Annotated in this window: 28 protein-coding genes; 4 read left to right on the top strand and 24 right to left on the bottom strand. The window is 40.0% G+C overall.

Annotated features, from left to right (window positions below; all coding sequences use genetic code 11):
* Window positions 1–36: 36 nt before the first annotated feature.
* The 7 genes from NSS82_RS15585 to NSS82_RS15555 all read right to left on the bottom strand — a co-directional run bounded on the left by NSS82_RS15585 (window position 37) and on the right by NSS82_RS15555 (window position 6,804).
* Window positions 37–1,722 (bottom strand): extracellular solute-binding protein, encoded by a 1,686-nt coding sequence (locus NSS82_RS15585; protein ID WP_178944203.1) that lies wholly within the window; start codon window positions 1,720–1,722, stop codon window positions 37–39.
* 72 nt (window positions 1,723–1,794) lie between these two features.
* Window positions 1,795–2,691, bottom strand: a complete 897-nt coding sequence (locus NSS82_RS15580) for a carbohydrate ABC transporter permease (RefSeq protein ID WP_036678249.1) — start codon at window positions 2,689–2,691, stop codon at window positions 1,795–1,797.
* 29 nt (window positions 2,692–2,720) lie between these two features.
* Complete coding sequence (locus NSS82_RS15575; protein ID WP_036678250.1) at window positions 2,721–3,689, bottom strand: ABC transporter permease; 969 nt, start codon at window positions 3,687–3,689, stop codon at window positions 2,721–2,723.
* A 244-nt stretch (window positions 3,690–3,933) separates the two neighbouring features.
* On the bottom strand, window positions 3,934–5,154 hold the full coding sequence (locus NSS82_RS15570) for an FAD-dependent oxidoreductase (protein WP_076105589.1): 1,221 nt from the start codon (window positions 5,152–5,154) through the stop codon (window positions 3,934–3,936).
* Window positions 5,155–5,238: 84 nt separating this feature from the next.
* Window positions 5,239–5,799 carry a YeeE/YedE thiosulfate transporter family protein gene (locus NSS82_RS15565; protein ID WP_232061338.1) on the bottom strand — a complete coding sequence of 187 codons (561 nt, stop codon included), beginning with the start codon at window positions 5,797–5,799 and terminating at the stop codon, window positions 5,239–5,241.
* A 22-nt stretch (window positions 5,800–5,821) separates the two neighbouring features.
* On the bottom strand, window positions 5,822–6,049 hold the full coding sequence (locus NSS82_RS15560) for a sulfurtransferase TusA family protein (protein WP_036678256.1): 228 nt from the start codon (window positions 6,047–6,049) through the stop codon (window positions 5,822–5,824).
* Between the two features lie 65 nt (window positions 6,050–6,114).
* Window positions 6,115–6,804 (bottom strand): YeeE/YedE thiosulfate transporter family protein, encoded by a 690-nt coding sequence (locus tag NSS82_RS15555; RefSeq protein ID WP_036678259.1) that lies wholly within the window; start codon window positions 6,802–6,804, stop codon window positions 6,115–6,117.
* Window positions 6,805–6,977: 173 nt separating this feature from the next.
* Between NSS82_RS15555 and NSS82_RS15550 the strand changes: the two genes are divergently transcribed.
* Complete coding sequence (locus NSS82_RS15550) at window positions 6,978–7,862, top strand: LysR family transcriptional regulator (protein WP_036678261.1); 885 nt, start codon at window positions 6,978–6,980, stop codon at window positions 7,860–7,862.
* Window positions 7,863–7,864: 2 nt separating this feature from the next.
* On the opposite strand, the gene NSS82_RS15545 is transcribed toward NSS82_RS15550, so the two are convergent.
* The 10 genes from NSS82_RS15545 to NSS82_RS15500 all read right to left on the bottom strand — a co-directional run bounded on the left by NSS82_RS15545 (window position 7,865) and on the right by NSS82_RS15500 (window position 15,026).
* Window positions 7,865–8,080 (bottom strand): sulfurtransferase TusA family protein, encoded by a 216-nt coding sequence (locus NSS82_RS15545; RefSeq protein ID WP_036678264.1) that lies wholly within the window; start codon window positions 8,078–8,080, stop codon window positions 7,865–7,867.
* A 135-nt stretch (window positions 8,081–8,215) separates the two neighbouring features.
* The gene (locus tag NSS82_RS15540; RefSeq protein WP_076272486.1) at window positions 8,216–9,109 is read right to left on the bottom strand and encodes a PhzF family phenazine biosynthesis isomerase; all 894 of its coding nucleotides are present in this window, start codon (window positions 9,107–9,109) and stop codon (window positions 8,216–8,218) included.
* Between the two features lie 94 nt (window positions 9,110–9,203).
* Entirely contained in the window at window positions 9,204–10,247 is a 1,044-nt protein-coding gene (locus tag NSS82_RS15535) for a serine hydrolase domain-containing protein (protein WP_076272485.1), read from the bottom strand.
* Between the two features lie 447 nt (window positions 10,248–10,694).
* Window positions 10,695–11,411 (bottom strand): hypothetical protein, encoded by a 717-nt coding sequence (locus tag NSS82_RS15530; RefSeq protein WP_076272483.1) that lies wholly within the window; start codon window positions 11,409–11,411, stop codon window positions 10,695–10,697.
* A gap of 20 nt (window positions 11,412–11,431) precedes the next feature.
* Window positions 11,432–11,935: a GNAT family N-acetyltransferase gene (locus NSS82_RS15525; protein WP_076272482.1), complete on the bottom strand. Its 504-nt coding sequence runs from the start codon at window positions 11,933–11,935 to the stop codon at window positions 11,432–11,434.
* A 10-nt stretch (window positions 11,936–11,945) separates the two neighbouring features.
* Entirely contained in the window at window positions 11,946–12,422 is a 477-nt protein-coding gene (locus tag NSS82_RS15520) for a TlpA family protein disulfide reductase (protein ID WP_218641940.1), read from the bottom strand.
* Window positions 12,423–12,476: 54 nt separating this feature from the next.
* Window positions 12,477–13,004, bottom strand: coding sequence for a ClbS/DfsB family four-helix bundle protein (locus NSS82_RS15515; protein WP_076141689.1), 528 nt, complete (start codon window positions 13,002–13,004; stop codon window positions 12,477–12,479).
* 27 nt (window positions 13,005–13,031) lie between these two features.
* On the bottom strand, window positions 13,032–13,538 hold the full coding sequence (locus NSS82_RS15510; protein ID WP_036678279.1) for a DUF2569 domain-containing protein: 507 nt from the start codon (window positions 13,536–13,538) through the stop codon (window positions 13,032–13,034).
* Window positions 13,539–13,569: 31 nt separating this feature from the next.
* Complete coding sequence (locus tag NSS82_RS15505; protein ID WP_076272480.1) at window positions 13,570–14,142, bottom strand: DJ-1/PfpI family protein; 573 nt, start codon at window positions 14,140–14,142, stop codon at window positions 13,570–13,572.
* 17 nt (window positions 14,143–14,159) lie between these two features.
* Window positions 14,160–15,026: a S66 family peptidase gene (locus NSS82_RS15500; protein WP_076272607.1), complete on the bottom strand. Its 867-nt coding sequence runs from the start codon at window positions 15,024–15,026 to the stop codon at window positions 14,160–14,162.
* A gap of 170 nt (window positions 15,027–15,196) precedes the next feature.
* Here NSS82_RS15500 and NSS82_RS15495 point away from each other — a divergent pair, with 170 nt between their 5' ends.
* The gene (locus NSS82_RS15495; protein WP_076105582.1) at window positions 15,197–15,691 is read left to right on the top strand and encodes a hypothetical protein; all 495 of its coding nucleotides are present in this window, start codon (window positions 15,197–15,199) and stop codon (window positions 15,689–15,691) included.
* A 62-nt stretch (window positions 15,692–15,753) separates the two neighbouring features.
* Here the strand turns inward: NSS82_RS15495 and NSS82_RS15490 are convergent, their stop codons facing one another.
* The 3 genes from NSS82_RS15490 to NSS82_RS15480 are packed head-to-tail and all read right to left on the bottom strand — an operon-like array spanning window position 15,754 to window position 18,206.
* Window positions 15,754–16,227 (bottom strand): GNAT family N-acetyltransferase, encoded by a 474-nt coding sequence (locus NSS82_RS15490; RefSeq protein ID WP_036678422.1) that lies wholly within the window; start codon window positions 16,225–16,227, stop codon window positions 15,754–15,756.
* Between the two features lie 41 nt (window positions 16,228–16,268).
* Window positions 16,269–17,300: a Gfo/Idh/MocA family protein gene (locus NSS82_RS15485; protein ID WP_036678288.1), complete on the bottom strand. Its 1,032-nt coding sequence runs from the start codon at window positions 17,298–17,300 to the stop codon at window positions 16,269–16,271.
* 18 nt (window positions 17,301–17,318) lie between these two features.
* Window positions 17,319–18,206, bottom strand: a complete 888-nt coding sequence (locus NSS82_RS15480; protein ID WP_038570709.1) for a sugar phosphate isomerase/epimerase family protein — start codon at window positions 18,204–18,206, stop codon at window positions 17,319–17,321.
* 124 nt (window positions 18,207–18,330) lie between these two features.
* On the opposite strand from NSS82_RS15480, the gene NSS82_RS15475 reads away from it, so the two are divergent.
* Window positions 18,331–19,215 (top strand): helix-turn-helix domain-containing protein, encoded by an 885-nt coding sequence (locus NSS82_RS15475; RefSeq protein WP_076272479.1) that lies wholly within the window; start codon window positions 18,331–18,333, stop codon window positions 19,213–19,215.
* A gap of 28 nt (window positions 19,216–19,243) precedes the next feature.
* Window positions 19,244–20,065, top strand: a complete 822-nt coding sequence (locus tag NSS82_RS15470) for a DUF2785 domain-containing protein (RefSeq protein ID WP_076272478.1) — start codon at window positions 19,244–19,246, stop codon at window positions 20,063–20,065.
* Window positions 20,066–20,155: 90 nt separating this feature from the next.
* Here NSS82_RS15470 and NSS82_RS15465 read toward each other — a convergent pair whose 3' ends face one another.
* From NSS82_RS15465 to NSS82_RS15450, 4 genes are all read right to left on the bottom strand, one after another.
* Entirely contained in the window at window positions 20,156–20,950 is a 795-nt protein-coding gene (locus tag NSS82_RS15465; protein WP_076272477.1) for a hypothetical protein, read from the bottom strand.
* Between the two features lie 75 nt (window positions 20,951–21,025).
* Window positions 21,026–22,129 carry a Gfo/Idh/MocA family protein gene (locus NSS82_RS15460; RefSeq protein ID WP_076272476.1) on the bottom strand — a complete coding sequence of 368 codons (1,104 nt, stop codon included), beginning with the start codon at window positions 22,127–22,129 and terminating at the stop codon, window positions 21,026–21,028.
* Window positions 22,130–22,149: 20 nt separating this feature from the next.
* A complete protein-coding gene (locus NSS82_RS15455) occupies window positions 22,150–22,872 on the bottom strand; it encodes a ThuA domain-containing protein (RefSeq protein WP_076272475.1) in 723 nt (240 codons plus the stop codon).
* Between the two features lie 25 nt (window positions 22,873–22,897).
* Complete coding sequence (locus tag NSS82_RS15450; protein WP_038570692.1) at window positions 22,898–24,058, bottom strand: Gfo/Idh/MocA family protein; 1,161 nt, start codon at window positions 24,056–24,058, stop codon at window positions 22,898–22,900.
* Window positions 24,059–24,067: the final 9 nt, after the last annotated feature.

Here is a 24,067-nt window from a genome sequence, read left to right as displayed (position 1 = left end):
GGCTCGCTAAATAGCAAACCTTCGTATTACAAATTATTATTTACCTAAAGCTTTCTTATTTTCTGTCCATACTTTTGTTACATAATCGAGGAATTTCTCATAGCCAACCTTGATAGAATCTTCATGTGCTTTATCAAGAATTGCTAATGCTTCTGCATCAGTCTTCGCATACATTGATTTTGCTCTTGCTGTTAACCAGATATCTCTGACACTTTGTCTAATAATACCTTCTTCACTGTCTGGAGCCGGATCCCAATTCAGGAACTCCGTAAAGTCACCTTGTGAAGCCCAAGTAACTTCCATCTGCCAACGGTTACTAAAGTCAATCTTGTCAGCTGGAAGGGTTTGCAACATCATTTTCTTTGTATTATCCAAGAAAACTGTATTACCTACCCATACCAAGTCACCGGCTTTTCCGCTAATTTCGGACAGAGCTTCTGGCTCATTCAGATACTTATCTTTATTAAATTTAGGAGTAAGTCCATCTGCTTCAAATCCATCCCAATAACCATCTGGTCCTGGAGGACCCCAGTTAAGAACCATAGAACCTTCTGGTCCTGTCATCCAGTCAAGCATAGCGAATACAGCCTCTGGATTTTTAGCGTTTTTAGTGATTGTAGCAACGTTCCAACCTAACTGATTGTACGTTCCTGGAGTAATCTTACTTTGATCCAAACCAGCTTTGTAAATCGGTTTAATAAACATATAACCAGCTTCCGGATCCGTCTTCTTCATCTCTTCATCAGCAGTGGCGAGCAATTTCATTGGATCAAAAGTCGCAATAACAGCAAACTTGCCATTCATTGCTTTCTCTCTAATTTGATCTTCTGTTTGTGTATTCGCATCCTGCGTCATTAGCTTCTCACGCATTAATTTAGCAGCAAATACAACAGACTCACGGAATCCTTCATCCTTGTATATCGAACCCATTTTGTCGCCATCAGGTACGGCGTATATTCTAGTATACGACAGATTATTCTCTTTAAAAGAGGAAAATAACTGGTCAATTCCGTTACCATCTCTCGCTAAGCCTGTCTCGAACGGAATAACGTCAGGGAACTTCGCCTTAACAGCATTTAAATATGCATACAAATCATCTGTCGTTTCTAGCTTAGGAGAACCAAGCTCTTTGTAAATCTTCTTATTAATAGCATAACCGGCATTTCCGTTTGGTTGAGTTGTATAATAATTCGGCAGCTGATAAATCTTCCCATCAGGGGAACGAAGTAATTCCAAATGTCCAGATGTTAGGTATTTCTTAAAGTTTGGATATTTATCAATATATTCATCTAAAGGAACTAGCATATCCGCTTGGCGAAGACGTTCTACGTCAGCACCTTTCTCGGTCCACACAATATCCGGCAGCTCGTTACCAACGATCATCGTTTGCAGCTTTTGAGCGTTATTACCACCAGAGCTAATTCCTGTGACATTAATCTTCAGATTATCTAAAATCCATTTAGAAGCAGCATCTTTGCCCCATTTCGGCATTTGATACCAGCCGTAATTTCCGTAGAATGAGACTTCAAGCGGTTCTTTCCCTAATTCATACAAATCAGCCGCAGGAGCTTCAGTTGCTGTGTTGACCGCTGTTCCTCCTTCTTTCTCTGGTTCAGCAGTTGCCGCTGGAGCGCTTGAATTGTTGCCACCACAACCCGCCACCAAAGTCGTTAATAGCAAGGTAGACATCATACCGAGAAGCATCTTTCTCTTAGTCTTCAATGTATTTTCCCCTTTCAATTTGTAATCTATGTTCAAAGCAATACGCTCTAAACCCAATCTCATTCTATCATCCTACTCTTTCAATGATCCGACCAAGACCCCTTTAACGAAGAATCTTTGTAGGAATGGATACACACATACAATCGGAATGGTTGCAACCATAATCGTAGCCATCGTTAATGACTTCGAGGTTATTTTCTTAGCCGAGTTAATATGAGCAATGGAGCTTGCATCTACATTAGACAGCTGTTCTGAAGCAATATTAGAGAACAGTATCTGTCTTAAGATGGTCTGAATCGGCATTAACTCCTCTTTCGTAATGTAAATACTCGCTACGAACCACTCATTCCAGTGATTTACTGCTGTGAATAAAGATAATGTTGCTATAACTGGCCCCGACAAAGGAAGTACGATGCGGACAAAAGTCCCCCAATACCCGCAACCGTCAATCTTTGCTGACTCCTCTAAACCTTGTGGAAGACCTTGAAAGAAGGTCCGGAATATGATCATATTCCATACGCTGACCAGTGCAGGAATAATAAACACCCAAAATGAGTTGAAGAGACCTAAACTTCTGATAAGCATGTATGACGGAATCAGTCCCCCACCGAAATACATAGTAATGATACACATAATCATGTAGTATTTGCGACCCATCAGTTCACGCTTCGACATTCCATAAGCGAATATCGAAGTGGCCAGTATCGCTGTTACTGTACCGATTACCGTCCGCAATGTAGCAATGACGAATCCACCCATTAGACGAGAATCTTCAAAAACGATCTTATAATTCTCAAGCGTGAACTCACGGACCCAGAAAGTAACTCCACCTTTCGAAGTATCCATCCCCTCATTAAAGGAAATAACAAGTGAATTCCAAAATGGATAAAAGGCGGAAAATGCCAGTAAAGTCAAGAATACATATATGAATCCTATAAATATTCGATCTCCTATATTAATACGTTTCATAGTTTGGTCCCCCTATATTGAGTAATTCATTACCACAAGCTGTTCCCTGCTCTTCTGGCAATGAAGTTGGCAAAAGTAAGTAATGTCACGCTGATCACGGCCTTGAACAATCCGATAGCAGTCGCATAGGAGTACCTGAAATTGTCTATACCGACACGTACAACATATACATCAACTGAATCTGACACTTCTCGTAGTGCTGGATTAGAAGCTAGGATCAAAATATCTTCGAATCCTGCATTCACCAGATTTCCGATTGCCAAAATCATAAAGATGATTACAACTGGCATAATTGAAGGCAACGTAATCAAATATATCTGTTTAAACCGACTTGCACCATCCATCGAAGCCGCTTCATATAAATGCGGGTCAATACCAGCAATGGCAGCTAAATAGACGATTGAAGCAAATCCAATTTCTTTCCATACATTGGTTGTAACTAGAATGCCCCAGAAATATTCTGTCATGGAAAGGAAGTTGATCGGTTCATCAATAAATTTCAATTTCTCAAGCAGCATATTTATACTGCCGTTATCTACAGATAACATCGAGGTAACCATTGAGCCGATAACTACCCAAGATAAGAAGTGAGGCAAATATGTAACGGTCTGAATAACCCGTTTAAAGAACATCTTACGAACTTCGTTCAGCATTAACGCCAAAATAATCGGTGCAGGAAATCCAAAACAAAATTTCAGTAAGCTGATGATGATTGTATTTTTCATAACCACTTCAAATTCAGGTGCATTAAAAAAGTAAATAAAGTGCTTAAAGCCAACCCAGTCACTGCTAATAAAACTATTCCCTAACTTGTAATCCTGGAATGCAATTAGAATCCCGTACATGGGGATATAGGCAAAAATAAAAACTAGAACAAGTGCTGGTAATACCATAAGCTGTAGATCTATTTGCTTAAAAAAGCGTCTGATCCCGCTAGTTCGTTGCTTGTTGAGATTCGGTCCGGATCTCTTGTCTGGTGCGACGCTTGCGTTCGCCATAGGTGAATCCTCCTTGTGATGATTTTGAAGATATGTACAGATAATTGATGTCCTTTCTCCCTCCGCTATAGTTGCAACATTTATAAAATAATCATAAGGTTTAAGCGCTTTCAAAAATATATGACAAAACAACTATTATTGATACTTTGACACTCTCTTGCATTAGCTCGTCTCATATTCCTTAAGCTTGAATAAAAAAAGACACATACAGAGATAACATCTGCATGTGTCTTTGACTTTCTCCTTAATTAGCAAGGGTACTCAGTATTTCTTCATTTATCTTTTCAGTAATTACTTTTTGGACCTTCCCATTATCCAGATAAACAATAGAAGGAACTGAATCTATTCCTAGCTTGGCGGCAAGTCCGGGTGACTTATATACATCTACCTTTGTGACCCTGACATCCGAATGGGATTGCTCAAATCCTTCAATTAGAGGCAATAACTCCCGACAGGAAGGATCTGTGGCATTCCATAAATAAACAACAGATGCTTTGCCTTGATTCAGAATTTGATGCTCATACACCTCACATTCAGATATATACTTCTCTGCACCATACCCTGCAATGGCACCATCGCCAACAGCGGTAGCAACTTGTTTTAGAAACTTATCGCACACATCTCCTGCTGCAAAGACCCCAGGGATATTCGTTTCCATTTTCTCATTAATAAGTATATATCCATTACGATTCAAATCCACTACCCCTGATAAAACTTCTGTGTTCGGGGTGTATCCAATAAATAAGAAACATGAATCGACCTTTACGTTTTGCAGTTCATTAGATTTTAAATTTTTCAGGACGACGGAATTTAAACGTTCCTCACCTTCGAAAGAATTCACCACCGTATTCCACATGAATTCCATTTTAGGGTTTTCTAGTGCCTGCGTTTTGGCAATTTCATTGCAATCCATTTTCCCATGATCATGCATGACAGATACGATCACTTTATCAGCAAACTTAGTCAGAAACATCCCTTCCTCAATAGCTGCATCACCACTGCCAACGACCATAACTGTTTTCCCCGTATTTGCCGCAGCGTCACAGGTTGCACAGAAGGAAATCCCTTTATCATATAAGAACATATCTTCATTAGCTGCACCTGTAATTCTTGGTTTTCCTCCACTGGCTATGATAATGACTTTACACTCATATCGTACCCGAAAGGTCTCCACTACTTTAATGTCTTCTGCTACCGAGACAGATTTGACATCTGTCATTTTGAAATCAACACCAAATTTTTTGGCTTGTTTATGAAATAATCCCATAAGGTCTGTTCCGGTCGTTCCTTCAGGAAAACCAGGATAATTTTCTATTTCATTAGTATAAGTCGCAAGACCGCCTACCAGCGATTTTTCCAAAAGGAGTGTCTTCAATTTTGCTCGTCCACAATAGATCCCTGCTGTTAATCCAGCAGCTCCGCCACCGATAATGACGACATCATACTGTTCTGTCTTCTTTTCCATTTCAATTGTCCCTCCTGTGTAGATTTTGATTTCAATAAAATAGGCTGACTCTCGTCAGCACTATAAGCTCAGCCTATTTCACTTTTACATAAAGAATTTGGCTAATAATTTACTGCCTATAAATGCACCAACCAGCAGGAACAATCCAAAAATCCAGCCTGAAAGCGATAAAGAAGCTATAGCCGTAAATAATGCACCTATATTACATCCATTAGCCAGTCTAGCTCCGTACCCCATGAGCAACCCACCAAGTACAGCCGCCACTACCTGCTTTTTGGACTTAATTTTCTTAAGCTTGAACTCGGAAGCAAACAATGTCGCTGCTAATGCACCTAAGATAATCCCTACATTTCGAATGGACCCACCATCATTTAAAAATCCGGAAGATAATGTTTTTTGAGCTTTCTCCGTACTAAAGTAAGCCCAGTTATCTACATTTCCTCCTACCAGTCGATACGCCCAAGCTCCCCAGTCCGCGAAGGCGCTGGTTACTCCCCATCCTTTTGAGAAAACAGCCAGATGTGCTGTAGCGAACACAGCCAGAAGTACAGCTCCAGTTACATAAGTAAACGGTTCTTTGAGCAATTGCTTGTAAAAGCGGTTAGACGATATCTTCAACCAGAATTCGTTCACCGTTTCATTCACCGTCCTTTCCTACTCAGCGATCCTATTTTACCTTCTCAATAACAACTTCCCACTCGCCATCATCGACCTCTTCGATTTCCACATTATGTCCCTGTTTTCTCGCCCATTCTGGTACGTTTTTCATTGCGCAACTATGATCAATAGCAACAACTAAAACGTCTCCAACATTTAGTTCAGTCATCTTCTTTTCTGTTCTCATTAACGGTACCGGACAAGCTTCTCCCATGCAATCAAGTGTAAATTCAGCCATCTTAAAAACCACCTTTATATTTTTTTGAAATACCAATAGTGAAAATATTCACGTAATAACTTATACTAATCTGCGCTTCCCATCTTTTTCTCTTGCCATTTAACTGCAGCGATGTACAACAGAAGAATGATCAGGAACTGAACAACTAGTGCTCCAAGCCAACCAAAGACGTCTGGTAAAAATACTGTTGGTGCATCCTTTATAACGTTAGCTCTCCACCAACCCATATCATGTGATCCCCAAAGTGAACCAATGATAAAAAATACAAGCGACAGCATCTGCATTGTGAACCCTTCACCTACACGCATCAATGTACCCGAAGCGCAACCACCTGCAATAACCATGCCAATTCCAAATAATACAGCGCCAATTATCAAAGCAAAACTGATTTGACCCACATTGTCCATCCCAGGAATCGGTTTACCTTCCAGGAACGCTGGATACTTAATGGCTGTAAATCCGATCGTAGCGAGAGAAAATGCTATCAGTACAGCTCTTGTTACCGATGTGCTGCCTGTAATACATGGATCTCTAAGTGATGCAGTAAAGCAGAATCGTGATCTTTGCAAAATAACGCCAAACGAAATACCGAAAAGCAGGTAGACAACCATTTTATCGTGGGAATGGTCTAGGAAAAAACCAAACCCAATAATGAGAACTGTAACCAGCAACGCGATGGGCAACTGACTCTTTTTAGGTTTTCTAGGAGCTCTGGTTCGGGTTGATTTCGTTTCGGGACTTACGGTTTGCCCCATAGTCTAACACCTCCATCGTTTTATGTAATTGACTATGTGAAAATAGTAACATACTTATTTGAGCTGTGGTTATCTGCTTTCTTTATGCTGTATAAGTGTTACTAATGGCACAGATGGAGCGTAATCAAGTATGCTATAGTGTGCACTAACAGCGGGCAACAGGAGGAATAAGTATGAATATGGAAACGCTTAAATTATTTTTAGATATTGCTTCGTTAAAAAGTATATCTAAAGCCGCTCAGAAATCTCATATCACCCAATCCGCACTTAGTCAGCAGTTGAAATCCTGGGAGAATACCCTGGGTTCTGAGCTTTTTGTGAGAAGTAATAAAGGGGCCAGCCTTACAGAAGCAGGGATTATAGCGGAGAAGTATGCGGAGCAAATCTGTAAATTATATGATGATATGGTCACAGAAATCAATCATTTACAGCCAACACAACATGAGCTGTCTATTTATGCGATTCCAGAAGTCTGTAATTATGCCCTGCCCTGTACCTTATATGAGGTAAAAAAACATTTTCCCAATTGCCATATCACTCTAAACGAAGGGGCATCGTCACTAGTAGAGGAACGTTTACTTCTTGAAGAAGGTGATGTTGGCTTTATTTCCGGGCCTTCCCCGAAATCTGAATTATGCTCCAATATGGTGTTTTCTGATCAAGTTATGTTAGTGGCAAGCAGTACGACTGTATGTCCTGATAAAATCACACTGAATGAGCTCCCTAAATATCCTTTAATCTGGTCCTCACAGCTTCATTGTGTGCAAAGGGCTTTGAACAACATATCTGCAGGGGAGCTTAAATTAAATATACTGTTTAATCTGGACTCCATTGAGGCGGTAAAGCTTGCTGCCATTAGAGGACATGGTGTCGCCTTTCTCCCTTATATGTCCATAAAAAAAGAGTTGTATAGTAAACAACTCAAGATCATTCATATTGATCAGTTCCAGGTAAATAACGATGTCTACATGGTAAAAAAACACAATCAGCGTTGTGACAATGATACGAAACAATTAATTCGTTATATAGAAAAGACATTGATTGATACATTATGTTGAACTTATAGCTCAATCGTAATCTCCCATACCCCATTAATGACTTCTTGAATGGAACATTTTAGATTTGAACCACGACAGTAATCCGTGATAGAAACTTTCGCGCAGCTATGATCAGTAACCAGCATCACTTTTTCGCCATTTTGAATGGCTTTTTGATGTTTTTTTAACATCATTACTGGTACTGGGCAGATTTCTCCCAGACAATCAATTTCAATCATGAGGTTACCTCCATTCCATAGATCATTAAAGTTCTAATAATGACCCAGCATTATTTTCTTCACAAAAGGAGTTGATGTAACTCTTCTAACTGGGTATCACTAAGACTCCGTACACTCCAAGCTGAGAATATTTTATCATTTCCCTAAATCTACCTCCCCCACAAACACCGCAGTTCCAGAAATAAACACATCCATTCTATCAGAATCTAGTCGGTACACTTCTACATTTACTTTCCCGTCTCTACCGATTTCTTGTCCTTGTTCTACATCAAATTGGATTGAGTCCATGTGCGGATTAATATATTTTAAATAATAAGCCCCCATAACTCCCGATGCTGTACCTGTTACTGGATCTTCAACGGTTCCCGAAAAAGGCGATGAGAAATGTCTGGCGTGCATTAAAGCGTGCGGATCAAGCGTGTGGAGTGAAAATGGGTGTATCGATGCTTTTGGAAGCTGCGTTAAAATCTCCGGAAACAACTCGTTTATCGGTTTCATTTTATTAAAGCTATCTATACTCTTAATTGGAACTAATAGAGTCCATGCGCCAGTACAGCCATAAACAATCGGCATATCCTCATCAAATTCGTCAACTGTTAAGCCTAAAGCATGGGCAAGCTTAGCTCTATCACCGTCAAATTCAATAAACTCGGGATGATCTTGCTTCATTTTTATAAGTAAATGATCATTGTTGTCCATACTGAATTGAATCGGGAGCACACCCACGTTTGTTTCGATCTTTACCGAGCTTGCCTCTCCAAGGATACCCTTTGTTTTTAAAGCAAATAAAGAAGCCATAGTTGCATGCCCACAAAGATTGATCTCATGGCCTGGCGTAAAATACTTAAGCCTTAAATCAGCTACAACCGATGAGACTACAAAAACTGTTTCATTAAAACCGACCTTATGAGCTATCGATTGCATGTCACTTTCGCTCAAATGAGCCGCATCTAATACTACACCAGCTGGATTTCCTTTGTTCGGATAAGGAGAAAACGCATCATAATGAAGCACTTTGATGTTGTTCACTGGTACGTCTCCTTTATTAAAGATTTATGAAGGTTGGATGACTGAGTATAATAATTCAGCAGTGAATATCCTAACTCTTGGCGTTCACTATTTTTTATTTCATCATCATAGCAAGTTTCATTGATAGCCTAATGGGGAGTGCAGGATTACTCATCTGGTTTAGATCCCCCACAATGAATAAATTTTTAATAGGATAAAAAAAGGCAAACGAACCTGTTGAACCGGAGTGCCCTAGTAACTCACCTTTCCCCATGTAAAGCGTGGACAAGCCATCCAAAGGAATTCTCATATAGCCGCTGCTATAGTAAATAGGTCCCATCGATAATTGAAGTTTATTAGAAGCCGATAGCATCTTAAACAACTCATTTTTAAATAGCATCCCACCAAAGAAAGCTTTGATAAATATCATTAATTCACGAGCTGTGGTGATACATCCTCCACTCGCACGACAACTCCTAATAAATTTGGAACGGTTAATTGATTTATTTTGATAAAAGATATTCGGTACAAAATCGTTGTCACCTTCAGGGAGATATGTACTTACGAGTGACAGGGGATCAAATATGAACCGCTTATAGACTTCTGCTAATGTTGACTGCTCTACCTTCTCAATGATTTCACCTAGTAAATCAAAATTTATATCCGCATAATATGCTTTTCGTTTGGTACGAGGCATAAAATGAGGCTTCAATTTTTTAATTAATGCAATCTGTTCCTCGAAGGTAATATAATAATCCTCCTTAATCGCACGACGCTTGTCATTCTCTTTTCCTTCTTCAAATACATCTGGCAAGCCACTAACCTGAAACAATAAATCGGATATTGTCAGGTCAAACGAATAATCATTACCACCAAAGACATGAAGACCACTTAACACAGCGTTATCAAAATACTGTGTAACCTTGTCATCCAACGACAGTTTACCTCGCTCTTGTAGGGCCAAAATACAGGTGGTGGTAAACAGCTTGGTGATGCTGGCCATTAGCAAAGGTGAGTCTATATTCTTCTCCCCATATCCAATATTATAGGAGTAGTCGCCATCTGTATTCTCAATGTATAGGACGCCTTCGTGAATGTGACGTGAGCTTATCGTTTTTTTGAAGGCTTGTTCTATCTTTTGTGATGTATTAGTTGTCATAGATCATCCTTTCCTCCGCTTCATTATCCAATTAATTAATAAGACGATAACCGATGTTCCCAATAAGAAATACATCCAAATCGTTTTTTTAACCAATTCATCATTGGGATAATGGCCTTTATTATAAGCTTTTACAAAGATACCCTCTTGGGTCTTAATAGCAATAAAATCTTTTGGATCGGTATTGATAATTGAATAGTAGGGCGTACCTTTAGGATAAATATTCGAGAAATTCCCCCTGTACGTTCCTTCCTCATCGGAATATTTAGTTACATGCCCTATCTTCTTATCGATTTCTTCCGAGGGGATGAGTTCATCGTCTGATATTTCGTAGATGTCACCTGAATAAACAACAAACTAACCGGCCCAATCCGCGGAGACCGCATGTAATGGCGATAAAGCAATTATAGCTAGAATTACAATAATGAATTTCTTCATCTCAACCTCCTAGCTTTGGGATTCGATTGATTTATAGATTGTTTTGAACTCTTTTCCATTATTTAATCCATCAATAAGCTCCACTAAACCTGACTTTCCAACGATTCCAAACCATCTATTAATTTCTGAATGGGCGATCTCATAATTTTTTTTTACATGTGAGGGTTCATAAAAGACATCTCTACTACTTAGCTCATTTATCTTGTCAAAACTTATAAACTTATCGCTGTTATATCTATAGTCAACTAAGGTAGCCAAACCTTCATCAAACCACACAGGAACCTCATCCTTATTCTTCAACCTCTTTCTTAACTCACTATGCATCAATTCATGGGCGATTACATCCGCGTTAAATCCGTCTGGACCAATAACAATGTAATTTCCCCAATAAGTATAATAAGTCTGGCCCGTTCGATTCTTCTGAGCATACTTCTCAAGAGCGTGTGGAGATTGAACAAAAAGAAGGGTTGGATTGTCTTGTAAATCTTCGAAGAACCCAGAAACTCTCTCCCTCGATTGTTCGAAATCGTTCAAAAGTATCGTTGTTGTGACCTCTGAAATATCTGGTTCTACATAAATATGCTTACCTTGCTTCTCCATACTAGAAAAGTCTACCATCATTGCATTAACAGGTTGAGGATTTATCATATAGACTACAATCAGCATCAGAAGTAAAAATGAAAGAAATGCAGAGATGATTATGAGTTTCTTTCTTCTTTTGATCATAGGGATTAACTCCTTACGGTTTAGATACAAAGAGATTTCCGATAAATATATTTATGATCCTCATCCATATCCGATGATTTCATATATCCCACACTGCGCCAAAACCTTTCATTTGCATCATTAGTCGGGGTTAACTCGATATACTTTGCACCGTCTGCATAAACATGTTTTTCGACTATTGAATAGGCAAATTCACCATACCCTAAATTCCGATACATAGGTTCAATATAATACTCCATTAAAAAACACTTTCCACCCTCATTAAAATAAGTAACATACATTAAAAATCCAAGCATAGTACCGTCCTTATGTATAAGAAACAAATTCAAAGGATTTATTTCTCTTGTTCTTAGCTCTTCAATGATCTCTCTATACTCGTCTGAATAAAAGTAACCCAGGTCAAAATCATCGCCCATAGATACATGGAGAGATAATTCATTTATGTAACTATTAAAGAGTCCCCAAAATATATCCACATCCGATTGATCTTTTGCTACAAAAATCTCTAACTGGGTCGTATTCATTTCAACCTCCTTAATCATAGTTTTTAATGAAAATCTTAAACGAGCTTTCAATAGCGTCAAAATCAGTCGAGCCAATAATTTGATCCATAACCTTGCCATCAGAGTTTATAAAAAACAACGCAGGAAAAGCTTGTTCACCAAATTGTTTATGGAGATCACCTGTTTCATCTAGGAGAACGGGATACTTAATGTTGTAATTCGCCACGTATTGTTCTACATCAGAAAGATCATCTTGATAAAGCAAATTGATTCCGTATATGTTCACTCTATTTTTATAGTTCTCATACAATGAGACAATCTTAGGAGCGTCGTCATTACAATATGGACACCATGAGGTGAAAAATACGAATACAGTGGGTTTCTTCGAGAAGTCCACTTGTATTTTGTTTCCATTCGCCAACTCTTTTAGTTCAATGTTCTCAGGACTTTTAATGGGTTTTGCAGAGTTGTTTACCACGACAAATATAATCGAGCTTAATGCAATCAAAAATATAAATGTACTTACAATAATAGATATTTTCTTCAAAAATAATCCGTCCTTTTATACTTCCTTAGTTACATTAAGCTTTTTCCATTTGCGAATCTTAGAACGAAAAGTCTTAAACGGTGCTACTGAATTAATATGAATCCATTTGACCATAGGCCATCTTGGATTGTTTCCTGTCCATTTCCGCACGCCTTGCGTAAAAAGTTCTTCATCACTTAAAGAATCAATCCAGTTCTGCCACTGATGTTCTGTCTCTTGAAATAAAGATCTTAACTCGTCTAATGAGTAGGCAGCATATGTATGATAAAACGATTGATATAATCCGCCAAGTTGATTCCATTTATAATCCGGTGAAGGTGTAATAACGGTTAACCCTGCTTTTTCATCCTTATCCCATTTCATAACAAGATTCAACCAGCCCAATTGATAAGCAATGATTTCTGCTGGGGTTCGATCAACCCCTTCCATACGATTGTCTCTTTGGGAGTTCTCAATGCCATCAAATTCTTGATCAAGAGACTGATAGGCAATATGAATCGCATCTTTCAATTCTTCTTTTGATAGATAATCGGTTGACATCATACCCCTCCTTTAAATCACTTTATTAAATTACTTTACAAATGTATTATGTACTCGCTCTGATTTCAATAAATATGCAGTCCAAATTGCACAAGTAAACGCTGACCTAATGATCCTTTTGAGTGAATCTCCATTTCCAAGTTCTCTGGCAAGAGGAATTTGATAAAGAAGTACAACATCAATGATTCCTACTACAGGGATTGCAATATAGAAAATAATCAATAACCGTGGTAAAAATGCTTTTTTTCTGTAGAAATTAATTAGAATATATACACTAAACGCTAATATAGCTATATTGAAAGTGGTTTCAAAAACAATTATAAATCCCCACAAGGGATGATAGAAATCCGAACCTTTAGAAGTAAAAGCAGTCCAGATATCGGCATCAAATGCTGTAAAAGAATCCTGAAAAAGCTGCATCAACTGAATGATAATCGTCCCATAAAGACCGATTTGTACAAGAATCAACCATCCCCCAAGTCCTGATATCCCTAATGGTTTATAATCATTTTTCTTTTCGTTTAAATTAGTTTCCACGTCAACTCTCCCTGTTTATCATCTATCACTGCTATTTATCCATAATATCCCTAAACAATTGTTCTTTTTCTTCATCTAGATCCTGATAAATCCCTAAATAATCAAAGATTTCAAATGAAAAATCAACAAATGCACGGCCTTTAGCAGTAATGATATGTTCATCTCTAACTACTCTCTTATCAACATAATTGTCTCTTGGAAATGGATCCTCTACATTAAGTTTACTGATTCTTTCCACTGAACACGAAGTAGTGAATTTACAATGGTCTAAAATGCCCGCTCGTCCTAAATACTGTGGTCCATGACATATGGCTGCCAGCATCTTCTCTTCTCGATCAAGATGGTTTATCAGATCAGTTAAATCCTGTTTTTGATTTACAATCGGACCTCCGGGAATAATTAGCCCTTCAATATCATTAAGCTTAACTGCTTCTTTGAGGACCAAATTAGGTTGATAAGTCAGACCAGATTCGCTAACTACAGATTCATAACTGTATCCTACGGATAACACTTCTTTTTTTCCAACATTTCTAATATTATGTAGTGCCAAGGTAATCTCAAAATCCGCAAAATCATCAGATATGAAGCAAAGAATTTTGCCCATCGCACACTCCACCTTTTTTACAAAGTGATTTTATCGCCCACAACAATACACTTACTGTTACTGCCATGCCCAATCTCAGCTGTCTTTATGATAGGAGTGGAGGTGGAATGGCTAATTTCCTTCACATACTCTTCTACTATCGGAAATTCATTAAAGTTCTCTAGTTTCGAAAATGACCCTAGAATCAATCCAGCACAAGCATCAAAATATTTCAATTGCTGGAGCTGAGCAAAAAAGGAGACTATTTTGTTAGCTCTGCCACTTAAACTCTCCAACAATAATATTTTGTCCGAAGGATCCGGAAAATAGCTTGTCCCTGCCAGCTTCAAAAAGCAGCGAATATTCCCTCCGATTACTATCCCGCTCATCTGGTTACCACGGACCCAATGATACCGGAAATCGTAAAGATCGTTTTGCCCCTCGAAGAATGTTCGATAAAAAGCCCTCTGCTGCTCTGCCCCATCAGAAGACACTAAATTCATCAACTGATAATGATAGGATTTCGAATTATTTTGCGTAAATAAAGCGTTCAAAATAACTGACAAATCACTCATTCCAAAAAAGGGTTTGGGGTTCATACGGATACTTTCGTAGTCTATGTACTCTAAGATTTGGTTGGCAGAATCCCCACCTGAAATATCGAATATTGCGCTAATTTCAGTATTTTTAAATAGTTGATTCAGCTCCGCTGCCCTTTCCTTTGGATTTCCACTGGAATAACCATCTTTTCTAAACAAAGTATTAGCCACCTCTACATGGAGTCCAAATGAATGCAAAACTTTTTTTAATTCCTCTACTTTAGGTAAGTTCTCTACTCTCACACCATCTGAACAAGCAATCAGTCCTACTTTATTCCCGTGTGTGAATTTTAAGGATGTGTTCATTTTAATAATCCTTTCGATTCTACTTTTTAGTTTAATCACCGCAAATTTACGATCATATTTACACCATACCATATTTAGGGAGTTGAATCATTTTCTTCTTGAAATTATGAAACCACAACATGGTAATATAAGTATAATAATGCAAGATCAAATACATTGGGGGTGTACTAATGCGTAAATCACCGTTGATATTGAGTATGATATTATTATCTCTTGCGTTAATTATCGGATGTAGTTCAGAGGTAGATGATGCCACTAAAGCCGCAGAGAAATATAAAAATGTAGAATATACCGTCAAGGCTTCTGAGGATTTAATGTCTGATGAATCCATTCTTGCGCGAAATGAAGAGATGAAACCGTATTTTACAGAATACTTTACTGAAAAGGCTATAGCGAGCCGAATTACAACTATCCCAATTAAAATCGCTGATAAACAAAAGCTTTCTTTAAAACCGGAAAACCTAAAATTTAACCTTTCCGAACAAAAAAAAGATATTATCGAGTTAAAATATACGGTGGATCTTGTCTTATTGGATAAGGATGACAAAGAAAGTAAACGTGTGCCTTTGGAAGGTATATTGACTCTCTTTGATGTGGACGGTAAATGGTTAGTGCAAGGGGATCGATTTGATACTGTAGCATTAATGAACTTGATTGATGGGTGAATTTGAATATCCTTCTTATCACAAAAAGCAGACTGCTCTAATGAGCAACCTGCTTTTTTGAATTACATTATTTTTTTACTCATCCTATAATTGACCAACAGAACACCTTTTCGTTCTACACTTTGTTTCGCAATAAGCTGGTATCCCCGTCGTTCAAAAAAAGGTTTAGCAGTGATGCTTGCTTCGGCATCCATTTCATAAAGACCCAGTTCTTTCGCTTTCAATTCAAGCTTACTCACCAATGCAGAGGCTATACCTAGTCCTTGGTAATCTTTGTGAACATATAATCGATCCAAATGTCCCTCTGCTGTCATATCAGAAAAGCCCACAATAATATTATCAATTTCGGCTACATAAGTGATATTTTGACGCAAAGAAGCTCTCCAAGTATTATGCTTAAGTACCTCTTCCTCTTTAGGTGCCCAAGCATCTAGCTGTTCCTGTGAATAGTCTTGTTTGTTTACGGAATGAACTGTTTCGTAGAACAATGAGACAATTTGACTAATATCCGATTCTCGGTAAGCTCTAATATCCATTTTGATCTCCTTGCTGGCGATTGTAGTAACAGAAGTCAATCTCAGAACTCCACTAGATCGATTTTCCGGCCAGATTCAGCACTTTCCAGCGCTCCGAACACCATTGCCATACTATACCGATTATCTCTACAATTCGTCTCTGCAGGACGTTGCTCTGCCAATGACAAGAACATCTCATCCAAACACCCGTGATGGAATGTTTTATTCATCTCAACATTATCTCCATTTATACGCTTTACGTCACGAATGAACTTATCGCTCTGATCTCCTGCAGTAACTACCTCAGCATATGGCAGCTCATGACCATCCCAGATTGCTGTTCCTTTCTCCCCGTTAACCCGCCAAGAAGCTTCCCATGACGTGGATGCACCTTCTGCACACCAAGATCCCTGATAGGTAAATATTGAACCGTCGGACATCTCGAAAATGCACACTGCCGACGCATTCCCCTCATACCATGAACCGGGAGGATTAAACTCCTGACAGTATACGGACACAGGGTTCGCGCCACTAATAAACCGGGCCTGGTCGAAGGTATGAATTGCCATATCCAACAGCAGCGGACTTTTCATAACATCACGGAATCCCCCGAAATGAGCCCCAAGGAAAAAGCTTGCACCGATAAATCCTGTTCTTCCTATGGTTCCTGATTCTATGATTTTTCTTAAAGAACGAATTCGAGGATCATAACGGCGGTTCTGCATCACAGCATGAGCATTTCCAGTCCGTTCCGAGATCTCAACAATCTTATTACATTCCTCCATAGTCTCAGCTAACGGTTTCTCACTAAACACATTACACCCAAGTTCCAATGCAGTACTAGAAATATTGAAATGACTTCCGGGAACGGTAACGTCAAAGACGAGATTTGCTGCGGTCTCCTGAATTGCCTGCTTAATATCCGTAAACGTCAGACATGAAATCCCATGCTTCGCAGCCATCGCCTCAGCCGACTCCAACCTTATATCTACTAGAGCAACGATCTTAGTATCTGGACGCAATAAAGCGTATTCAATCCATGCGTTAGCCATTCCTCCGCAACCTGCAACCGCTACACGGTACTGTGCTGTCATATTTCTCCCCCTGACTTATTAAAGCGGATTAGGCACAAAGCTGCCCCCGCGGCATTGTTTTAAATAATTCAAGGCATGTACTTGACCCATCATTTCCAGCTCATCCCGATAGACAGGATCATGCCAACCTTCAATATCAATGGTACCTTTATAACCAGCCTGACGCAAAATGGAAATAACATCCGTCCAGTTCGTATCACCAAAACCCGGAGTACGGTGCCATACATAAGGTTTTGGGCCGTGGATTCCATATTCTTTTACAATATCCCAAGCGATGGTGGCATCCTTGCCGTGTACATGGAAGATCTTATCTGTCCATTTGCGCAGCTGTGGAATCGGATCAATCAGTTGCACCATCTGATGGCAGGGCTCCCATTCAAGTCCCATATTGTCAGCAGGTACAGCGTTAAACATCTTTTCCCAGGCTATTGGATGATGAGCGATATTCCAGTCCCCTGAAGTCCAATTGCCATCCATGGAACAGTTCTCGAAGGCAATTCGTACCCCGCGATCTGCTGCTCTTTTTGTCAGCTCACCAAATACCTCGGTAAACTTCGGAATCGATTCATCAATGGACACTCCTGGTAGTCGTCCCGTGAACCCTGATACCATATCAGTACCAAATACATGAGCATGATCAATAAGCCGTTCCCAGCTCGCTAATGCATCGGAATTGTCACCAGTATTCGTCAAAGGATTGCCAAAGATGCCAACCGATGAAATCACAAAATCATGTTTTGCCGCAAGTTCTTGCACACGCTTACCAGTTTCCACAAGATCTGTTTCACCTGTAGTCTGCCAGAAGGTTAAGCTAAAAGATTCGAAGCCATGACCTACGATTTGCGGAATCACTCTAACAGCATCTCCGCCACCAACTAATGTGCCTATACGCATTGTATCCTTCATCTTGTGTACCACTCCAATATTGGTTTATAGTAAGTTCTATAACCCGAGTATATACTGCATTTAAGCTTAAAACTCTTATTATATTGTGTTTATATAGTCGTATATTGTGGGAGTTGAATAAATATTGAGCTATCCTAATGATCTTAAAGAATACCCTCAATTAGAAGGAAGCACCTATCCGTTTCGATTGTTTTTTAATGAATGCAGACATGCGAAAATCGGCCAGAACATCCTTTTTCTACACTGGCATGAGCATTTCGAAATCATTATCATGCAAGCAGGCAACGCCATTTTCCACATTGACAGCAAGCCCTACGAACTGCATCCCGGAGAGGTTTTGTTTGTTCCTTCTGGAGGTTTGCACGTTGGATATAGTCTGCGGGATGATCATGTCCGATTTATATCCGTCGTATTTCATAGTTCTTTATTTAAAGATTGGAAGCAAGATCCTCAACATGAGCAGTTCGTAGCTCCCTATTTGGAAAATCGATATCAGCTACCAGTTAAACCAGCAGCACTAGTTCCAACCTGTTCTACTTATTACTCTCTTCTAGACACTATCGTGGATGAAGTGCATCAGAAAGGTCCTGCATTTCAGCTAATCATCAAAAATCAACTTCATCTGCTTTTTGTATTGCTCTCCCGTACCTTTTTGCCTGAGCGGGTTTCTGGCAGAACAAATGAACGTCATTCCTTCAATCGTGAGCGTTTTAAGCCACTGCTGGAGTACATGGAGAACCACTTTGATGAGAAAATGACTATTGAAAGCGCCGCGAGATCCGTTAATCTAAATCCATACCATTTCTGCAAAACCTTTAAGAAGCTCACCGGCCGAACCTTCATCGATTATGTTAATCTTTGCCGCGTAAATGAAGCAGAACGACTGCTGCTGGAGACAGATTTTACTGTAACGGAGATTGCTGGACGAGTGGGCTGCGACAATCCTAATTATTTTACCAAGCTGTTTAAGCAATATAAAGGAACTACACCATCCGGTATTAGAAAATAATTCACACTGGAAAATAGGAGCATGTAAAATGAATTTAAAAGAAACGCTGATATGCATAAAAGAAAATGATTACCTAGCACCTCCCGATACCTTCCAGTTGGTACAAGAAATGATAAATAACATTGGTTCTTTAGATGCCCAACTACGGGATGAGCTAATTTATACAACCTTATCAAATTGGATCCCAGGTAATGCTCTAACTACAAACGAATTGGAGCAACTTATACCCGTTATCTTGGATAAAAACCATTTGCATTTTAAGCTTGGTGAAACCAATACAGACTCTGTCTATACCAGATCTTTCTCTATGCTAGTCATCCCACTCCTCTTCATGAGGCATAAAGAATCACCATTTCTCTCAAGAGAGCAAATTCATCAGATAAAGGAGAAGGTATTTTGCAGTGTGCAAAATGAGCGCGATTACCGGGGGTATGACGAAGAAAAAGGCTGGGCTCATGCCCTAGCCCATGCAGCAGATACTTTAGATGAATTGGCTCAATGTTCCGAACTGGATAAAAATGACCTTATAACTATCCTCGATTTGGTTTACGAAAAGATGACCATAACAGATCGAATATACTCCGATGGGGAAGATGAGCGAATGGTAAGATCCTTAATGAGTGTTTTAGATAGAAAAATGCTTAGTCAGACTTATGTAGAGCAATGGATTCGAAGTTTTGGTGATGTGGAGAAAACTCCAGAATTTCTTCCTGCCTTTAAACAAAAAAATAATATAAAGAATTTTTTGAAAAGTTTATATTTTCGAGTTAAATATTACAAAGTAGATGCCAATCTCTGTCCAACAATCGAGCATACATTATACAAAGTAGAAAAAGTATACTATTCCTAATTAAGAAAAAGTGAGGGTTAGAGCACCCTCACTTTCCATCTACTGTTCAAATGCGTGGAGCACTTGCTACCTGTTGACGGGTCTATTAGATTATTCAGTAACTGCTAGCTCCATTCTCCGCACACTCGCAAGCGCGGGAAAAGATTCCAGCACCATCCCTGTATTCCATAACTTAACCTGCTGTCCAACCTGCAAATCCTTAAAGCTGATGGACTCTCCAGCGTCATTAAACATTTCAGATTTCGCATTGAATGTGAACCAGTAAGATGGATCTTCGTTTCCAGGTTCAAGGATTAGAATCCGCTTCGCCTGTTTAGTGTCGATCTCAACGATTGTACCCACTACATGTGGATCACCTATTTCTGAAATATCATAGGTCAACATTTCTGGATCGATCCACTTTTCAATTTCAAGCTTGGCTGCTTCCGCATCATCAGACGGAATGGTAATAGTTACTTTATTACCAATCGTATCTACACCAGAGCCGTAGAGATTCAGCTTCTGGTAGAGTTCTTGTTCATGCAACAATTCTTGAGCAGCTAATAACTCTTGCATTGTATATTTCACATCATGAAGCTCATAAGTACCTGCAGTGAAAGCCTGAGCAAAGCTCTGCTCAATCTCCGAGTTCAAACCTACAATATTAATATGAACCTTGTTATCTTGCAGATAAATATCTCCGTTAGGAATCTTCTGAGCAGATAAGAAAGTCTTAACCTCGCCTGGATCATCCATTGCAGGGTTCTTAGAAGCTAGAATTTGTGGTTCTGAACTAATTACAGGAGTAGGAACCGGCTCCTTATTCGCTTGTTGAGCCTCTGAACAGCCACTGATTAACAAAATAACAACGGGAATCCATATCCAACCAATAATTATCTTACGCATCCTATTAACACCTCCACTCTTCATCTTCTCAAACGAAGACCGGAAGTGATAGGTTGCAGATTCAGGAAGAATTCTCTAATCCAAAGTGTAAGGAGCAAGACCGATTGGAAGTGCCGCAGGACGAGTGCAGGTGCTTTCCATTTCGTAGAATGAATGAGCATCAGAAGAATCATGGAAAGCCCACATTGCTTCTAATACGTGATAAGCCAGTTCTCCACTGGCACGATGCCCTCTACCCGTTCGAATGGCGTAAGCCATATCTGCTGGTCCAATCCCGCGGGTATTCTGATCATACCCTGACAACAACAGCTGTTCCGTCCACTCATTCTCACCCATAAGCCGGAGTTTCACGGGACCCCCAAAGTTATTCGGGTCTGGAACTTGAATCGTTCCTAGCGTTCCGTAGATTTCTATATGCGGCAGGTTGCTCCCGCCAAAGATATCAAAGCTTGTAATCAACGTTGCAATGGCACCATTTTCAAATCGTAAGGTTCCGGCTACGTGAGTTGGAATTTGAACAGGAATTTTTTTCCCAAATTTCTTCTCGCTTGTAATCGTACGTTCTTCCAGCGCTTTCCCAGTCATTCCGCTAACCGTATGAATAGGACCTAGCAGCTGCACCAAAGCCGTCAAATAGTAAGGACCCATATCGAACATTGGACCTCCACCAGCGGCATAATAAAATTCCGGATCTGGATGCCAATGCTCATGTCCACGGCCCAGCATAAACGAAGTAGCTGCAACAGGTTCGCCAATTACTCCTTCATCTATCAGCTTCAAAACCGTTTGAATTCCCGCTCCAAAGAACGTCTCCGGTGCACTGCCCACAAGTACTCCCTTTTCCCGCGCCGCAGTCAGAACTTTGCGTCCTTCTTCTCTCGTCACAGCTAGAGGTTTCTCAACGTATACATGTTTACCCGCTTCAATAGCTTTCAGGCATACTTCCGCATGAACAGCTGGTATCGTTAAGTTGATTACGATTTCTATCTCTGGATCATTCAGTAATTGTTCTGTGGTATAGACGTTTGGAATATTGTATTTATCCGCTTGTTCGTGTGCTCTCACCAAATCTAAATCCGCACATGCAACTAGATCAAGGATCTCGAACTTTTGACAGTTCTCCATATAGATACTACTGATTTTACCGCATCCAATAATACCAACTTTGACTTTATCCATTCGCTGATCGCTCCCAGAATTTATTGACTGTCTGCCATTCCACTATAGCTATTACTAACCCCCGAAACATTGGATAATGCTTGCGCTTTACCTTCAGCTGCCCATATTAATCCTCTGCGCATCATTTCACGCACTTGCGGCTGATCTACAATGTCCGCATGATGCCCGAGTGAATTATAATAAACTCTGCCCAAGCCCCAACGTTTTGTCCAAGCTACTGGCATATCAACAGCCTTATTATACGAATGAGGCCCTTCAACTACTGGAAAACGAGTCGTAGCAAGAACTTCAACAGCTGGATCTACATGCAGATAATATTGCTCTGAGCAAATGCTGAAATCTTCTAATCCTTCTACCAGAGGACTTGAGCTTTGACAAATCTCTACGGTATAGTTAACGCCGTCATTACCAGGATGAGCTACCCATTGTCCACCCGTCATAAACTGCCAATCTACATTATTACGAAAAGAATCACACATCCCGCCATGGCAACCGGCAAGACCTGTTCCATGTTGTACAGCTGCGGAGACATTATTCACAAGTTCCTGCTCGATTGTGCCCATTGTCCATACCGGCACGATCAAATCTAGTCCAAGAAGCTTATCTGCATCAGCAAAAGCCTCCAGAGTATTTGATACTTCAACTTCAAACTGTTCCTCTTGCAACATTTTAGCGATTATATCAGCTACCTGCTCAGGCTCATGACCATCCCAACCGCCCCAAACAATCAATGCTTTTCTCATTTTCAGCACTCCTTCTAAGGTTAGATTACATTTCGGATAAATCGACCCAACGGCGTTCATCAATAGAACGTTCTACAGCCTCTAACACCGCTTGGCATTTCACTCCATCATTGAAATTTGGTTCTGGCTGACGACCTTCTTCAATTGCGTTAGAAAGCTCCAGCATTTCGTGAATAAACGTATGTTCAAAACCAATCGTATGACCAGGCGGCCACCAAGCCTCTGCATACTCATGAGCAGGATCGGTCGCCAGCACACGACGAAAACCTTGTACATCCTCGGCATCCGAGGTCAAATAAACTTCTAATTCATTCATACGTTCGAAGTCGAATTTCACACTACCAAGACTCCCATTGATCTCAAAAGAATTGGTAGAGCGATGACCCGCTGCGAATCTTGTAGCTTCAAAGCTGCCCAGGGCACCATTATCAAAACGGGCTAAAAACAAGGTGGCATCGTCAACGGTAACCTTACCCTTGGGTGCATCTTTATCTCCTTTAGCGCTTAAACCAGTCATTTCAGCGGCAAGCGGACGCTCTTTTATGAAGGTCTCGCTCATGCCGATTACTTCCTTCATATCGCCTACTAAGAAATGAGCCAAATCTATAAGATGCGCCCCCAAATCTCCATGCGAACCTGAACCGGCGATATCCTTCTGCAGTCTCCATACTAAAGGGAAATCCGGATCTATTATCCAATCTTGTAGAAACCAAGCCCGAAAATGATAAATCTTTCCCAGACGCCCACTCTCTATGAGCTTCTTAGCCAGTCGAACTGCCGGAGAAAAGCGATAATTAAAACCAACCATATGTGTAACTCCCGCGTCTTCAGCAGCTTGCAGCATTTCACGGGAATCTGCCAAGGTCAGCGCAAGTGGTTTTTCACAAAAAATATGTTTACCTGCTTTGGCTGCTGCCAAAGCTATCTCCTTGTGCGCGTTGCTGGGAGCATTAATATCTATAAGATCAATATCCTCTCGAGCGATCAGATCCTTCCAATCCGTAACACAATCCGCCCAGCCTAACTGCGATGCAGCTTCTTCAAGCGCTTCACTATTACGTCCACAGATTACAGACATTTCCGGTTTAAGCGCCTTCGGGAAAAACATAGGCAAACTGCGATAAGCATTACTGTGGGCTTTACCCATAAATTTATAACCGATCATTCCAATGCGAAGCTGTTTCATCTTATTCCT

Source organism: Paenibacillus sp. FSL H7-0735, assembly GCF_038008505.1.
In the GTDB taxonomy this organism is placed as follows: domain Bacteria; phylum Bacillota; class Bacilli; order Paenibacillales; family Paenibacillaceae; genus Paenibacillus_AQ; species Paenibacillus_AQ odorifer.
This window is presented reverse-complemented; position numbering and strand designations above follow the sequence as displayed.

Excerpts from the sequence above, each read along its gene's own strand:
- NSS82_RS15460 (WP_076272476.1), bottom strand. The coding sequence starts at position 22,129 with ATGGATAAAGTCAAAGTTGGTATTATTGGATGCGGTAAAATCAGTAGT.
- NSS82_RS15580 (WP_036678249.1), bottom strand. The coding sequence starts at position 2,691 with ATGAAACGTATTAATATAGGAGATCGAATATTTATAGGATTCATATAT.
- NSS82_RS15505 (WP_076272480.1), bottom strand. The coding sequence starts at position 14,142 with ATGGGCAAAATTCTTTGCTTCATATCTGATGATTTTGCGGATTTTGAG.
- NSS82_RS15485 (WP_036678288.1), bottom strand. The coding sequence starts at position 17,300 with ATGACAGCACAGTACCGTGTAGCGGTTGCAGGTTGCGGAGGAATGGCT.
- NSS82_RS15515 (WP_076141689.1), bottom strand. The coding sequence starts at position 13,004 with ATGATGTCAACCGATTATCTATCAAAAGAAGAATTGAAAGATGCGATT.
- NSS82_RS15500 (WP_076272607.1), bottom strand. The coding sequence starts at position 15,026 with ATGAACACATCCTTAAAATTCACACACGGGAATAAAGTAGGACTGATT.
- NSS82_RS15455 (WP_076272475.1), bottom strand. The coding sequence starts at position 22,872 with ATGAGAAAAGCATTGATTGTTTGGGGCGGTTGGGATGGTCATGAGCCT.
- NSS82_RS15535 (WP_076272485.1), bottom strand. The coding sequence starts at position 10,247 with ATGACAACTAATACATCACAAAAGATAGAACAAGCCTTCAAAAAAACG.
- NSS82_RS15555 (WP_036678259.1), bottom strand. The coding sequence starts at position 6,804 with ATGGGGCAAACCGTAAGTCCCGAAACGAAATCAACCCGAACCAGAGCT.
- NSS82_RS15470 (WP_076272478.1), top strand. The coding sequence starts at position 19,244 with ATGAATTTAAAAGAAACGCTGATATGCATAAAAGAAAATGATTACCTA.
- NSS82_RS15550 (WP_036678261.1), top strand. The coding sequence starts at position 6,978 with ATGAATATGGAAACGCTTAAATTATTTTTAGATATTGCTTCGTTAAAA.
- NSS82_RS15530 (WP_076272483.1), bottom strand. The coding sequence starts at position 11,411 with ATGATCAAAAGAAGAAAGAAACTCATAATCATCTCTGCATTTCTTTCA.
- NSS82_RS15480 (WP_038570709.1), bottom strand. The coding sequence starts at position 18,206 with ATGAAGGATACAATGCGTATAGGCACATTAGTTGGTGGCGGAGATGCT.
- NSS82_RS15495 (WP_076105582.1), top strand. The coding sequence starts at position 15,197 with ATGCGTAAATCACCGTTGATATTGAGTATGATATTATTATCTCTTGCG.
- NSS82_RS15575 (WP_036678250.1), bottom strand. The coding sequence starts at position 3,689 with ATGGCGAACGCAAGCGTCGCACCAGACAAGAGATCCGGACCGAATCTC.
- NSS82_RS15560 (WP_036678256.1), bottom strand. The coding sequence starts at position 6,049 with ATGGCTGAATTTACACTTGATTGCATGGGAGAAGCTTGTCCGGTACCG.
- NSS82_RS15525 (WP_076272482.1), bottom strand. The coding sequence starts at position 11,935 with ATGAATACGACCCAGTTAGAGATTTTTGTAGCAAAAGATCAATCGGAT.
- NSS82_RS15465 (WP_076272477.1), bottom strand. The coding sequence starts at position 20,950 with ATGCGTAAGATAATTATTGGTTGGATATGGATTCCCGTTGTTATTTTG.
- NSS82_RS15570 (WP_076105589.1), bottom strand. The coding sequence starts at position 5,154 with ATGGAAAAGAAGACAGAACAGTATGATGTCGTCATTATCGGTGGCGGA.
- NSS82_RS15450 (WP_038570692.1), bottom strand. The coding sequence starts at position 24,058 with ATGAAACAGCTTCGCATTGGAATGATCGGTTATAAATTTATGGGTAAA.
- NSS82_RS15545 (WP_036678264.1), bottom strand. The coding sequence starts at position 8,080 with ATGATTGAAATTGATTGTCTGGGAGAAATCTGCCCAGTACCAGTAATG.
- NSS82_RS15490 (WP_036678422.1), bottom strand. The coding sequence starts at position 16,227 with ATGGATATTAGAGCTTACCGAGAATCGGATATTAGTCAAATTGTCTCA.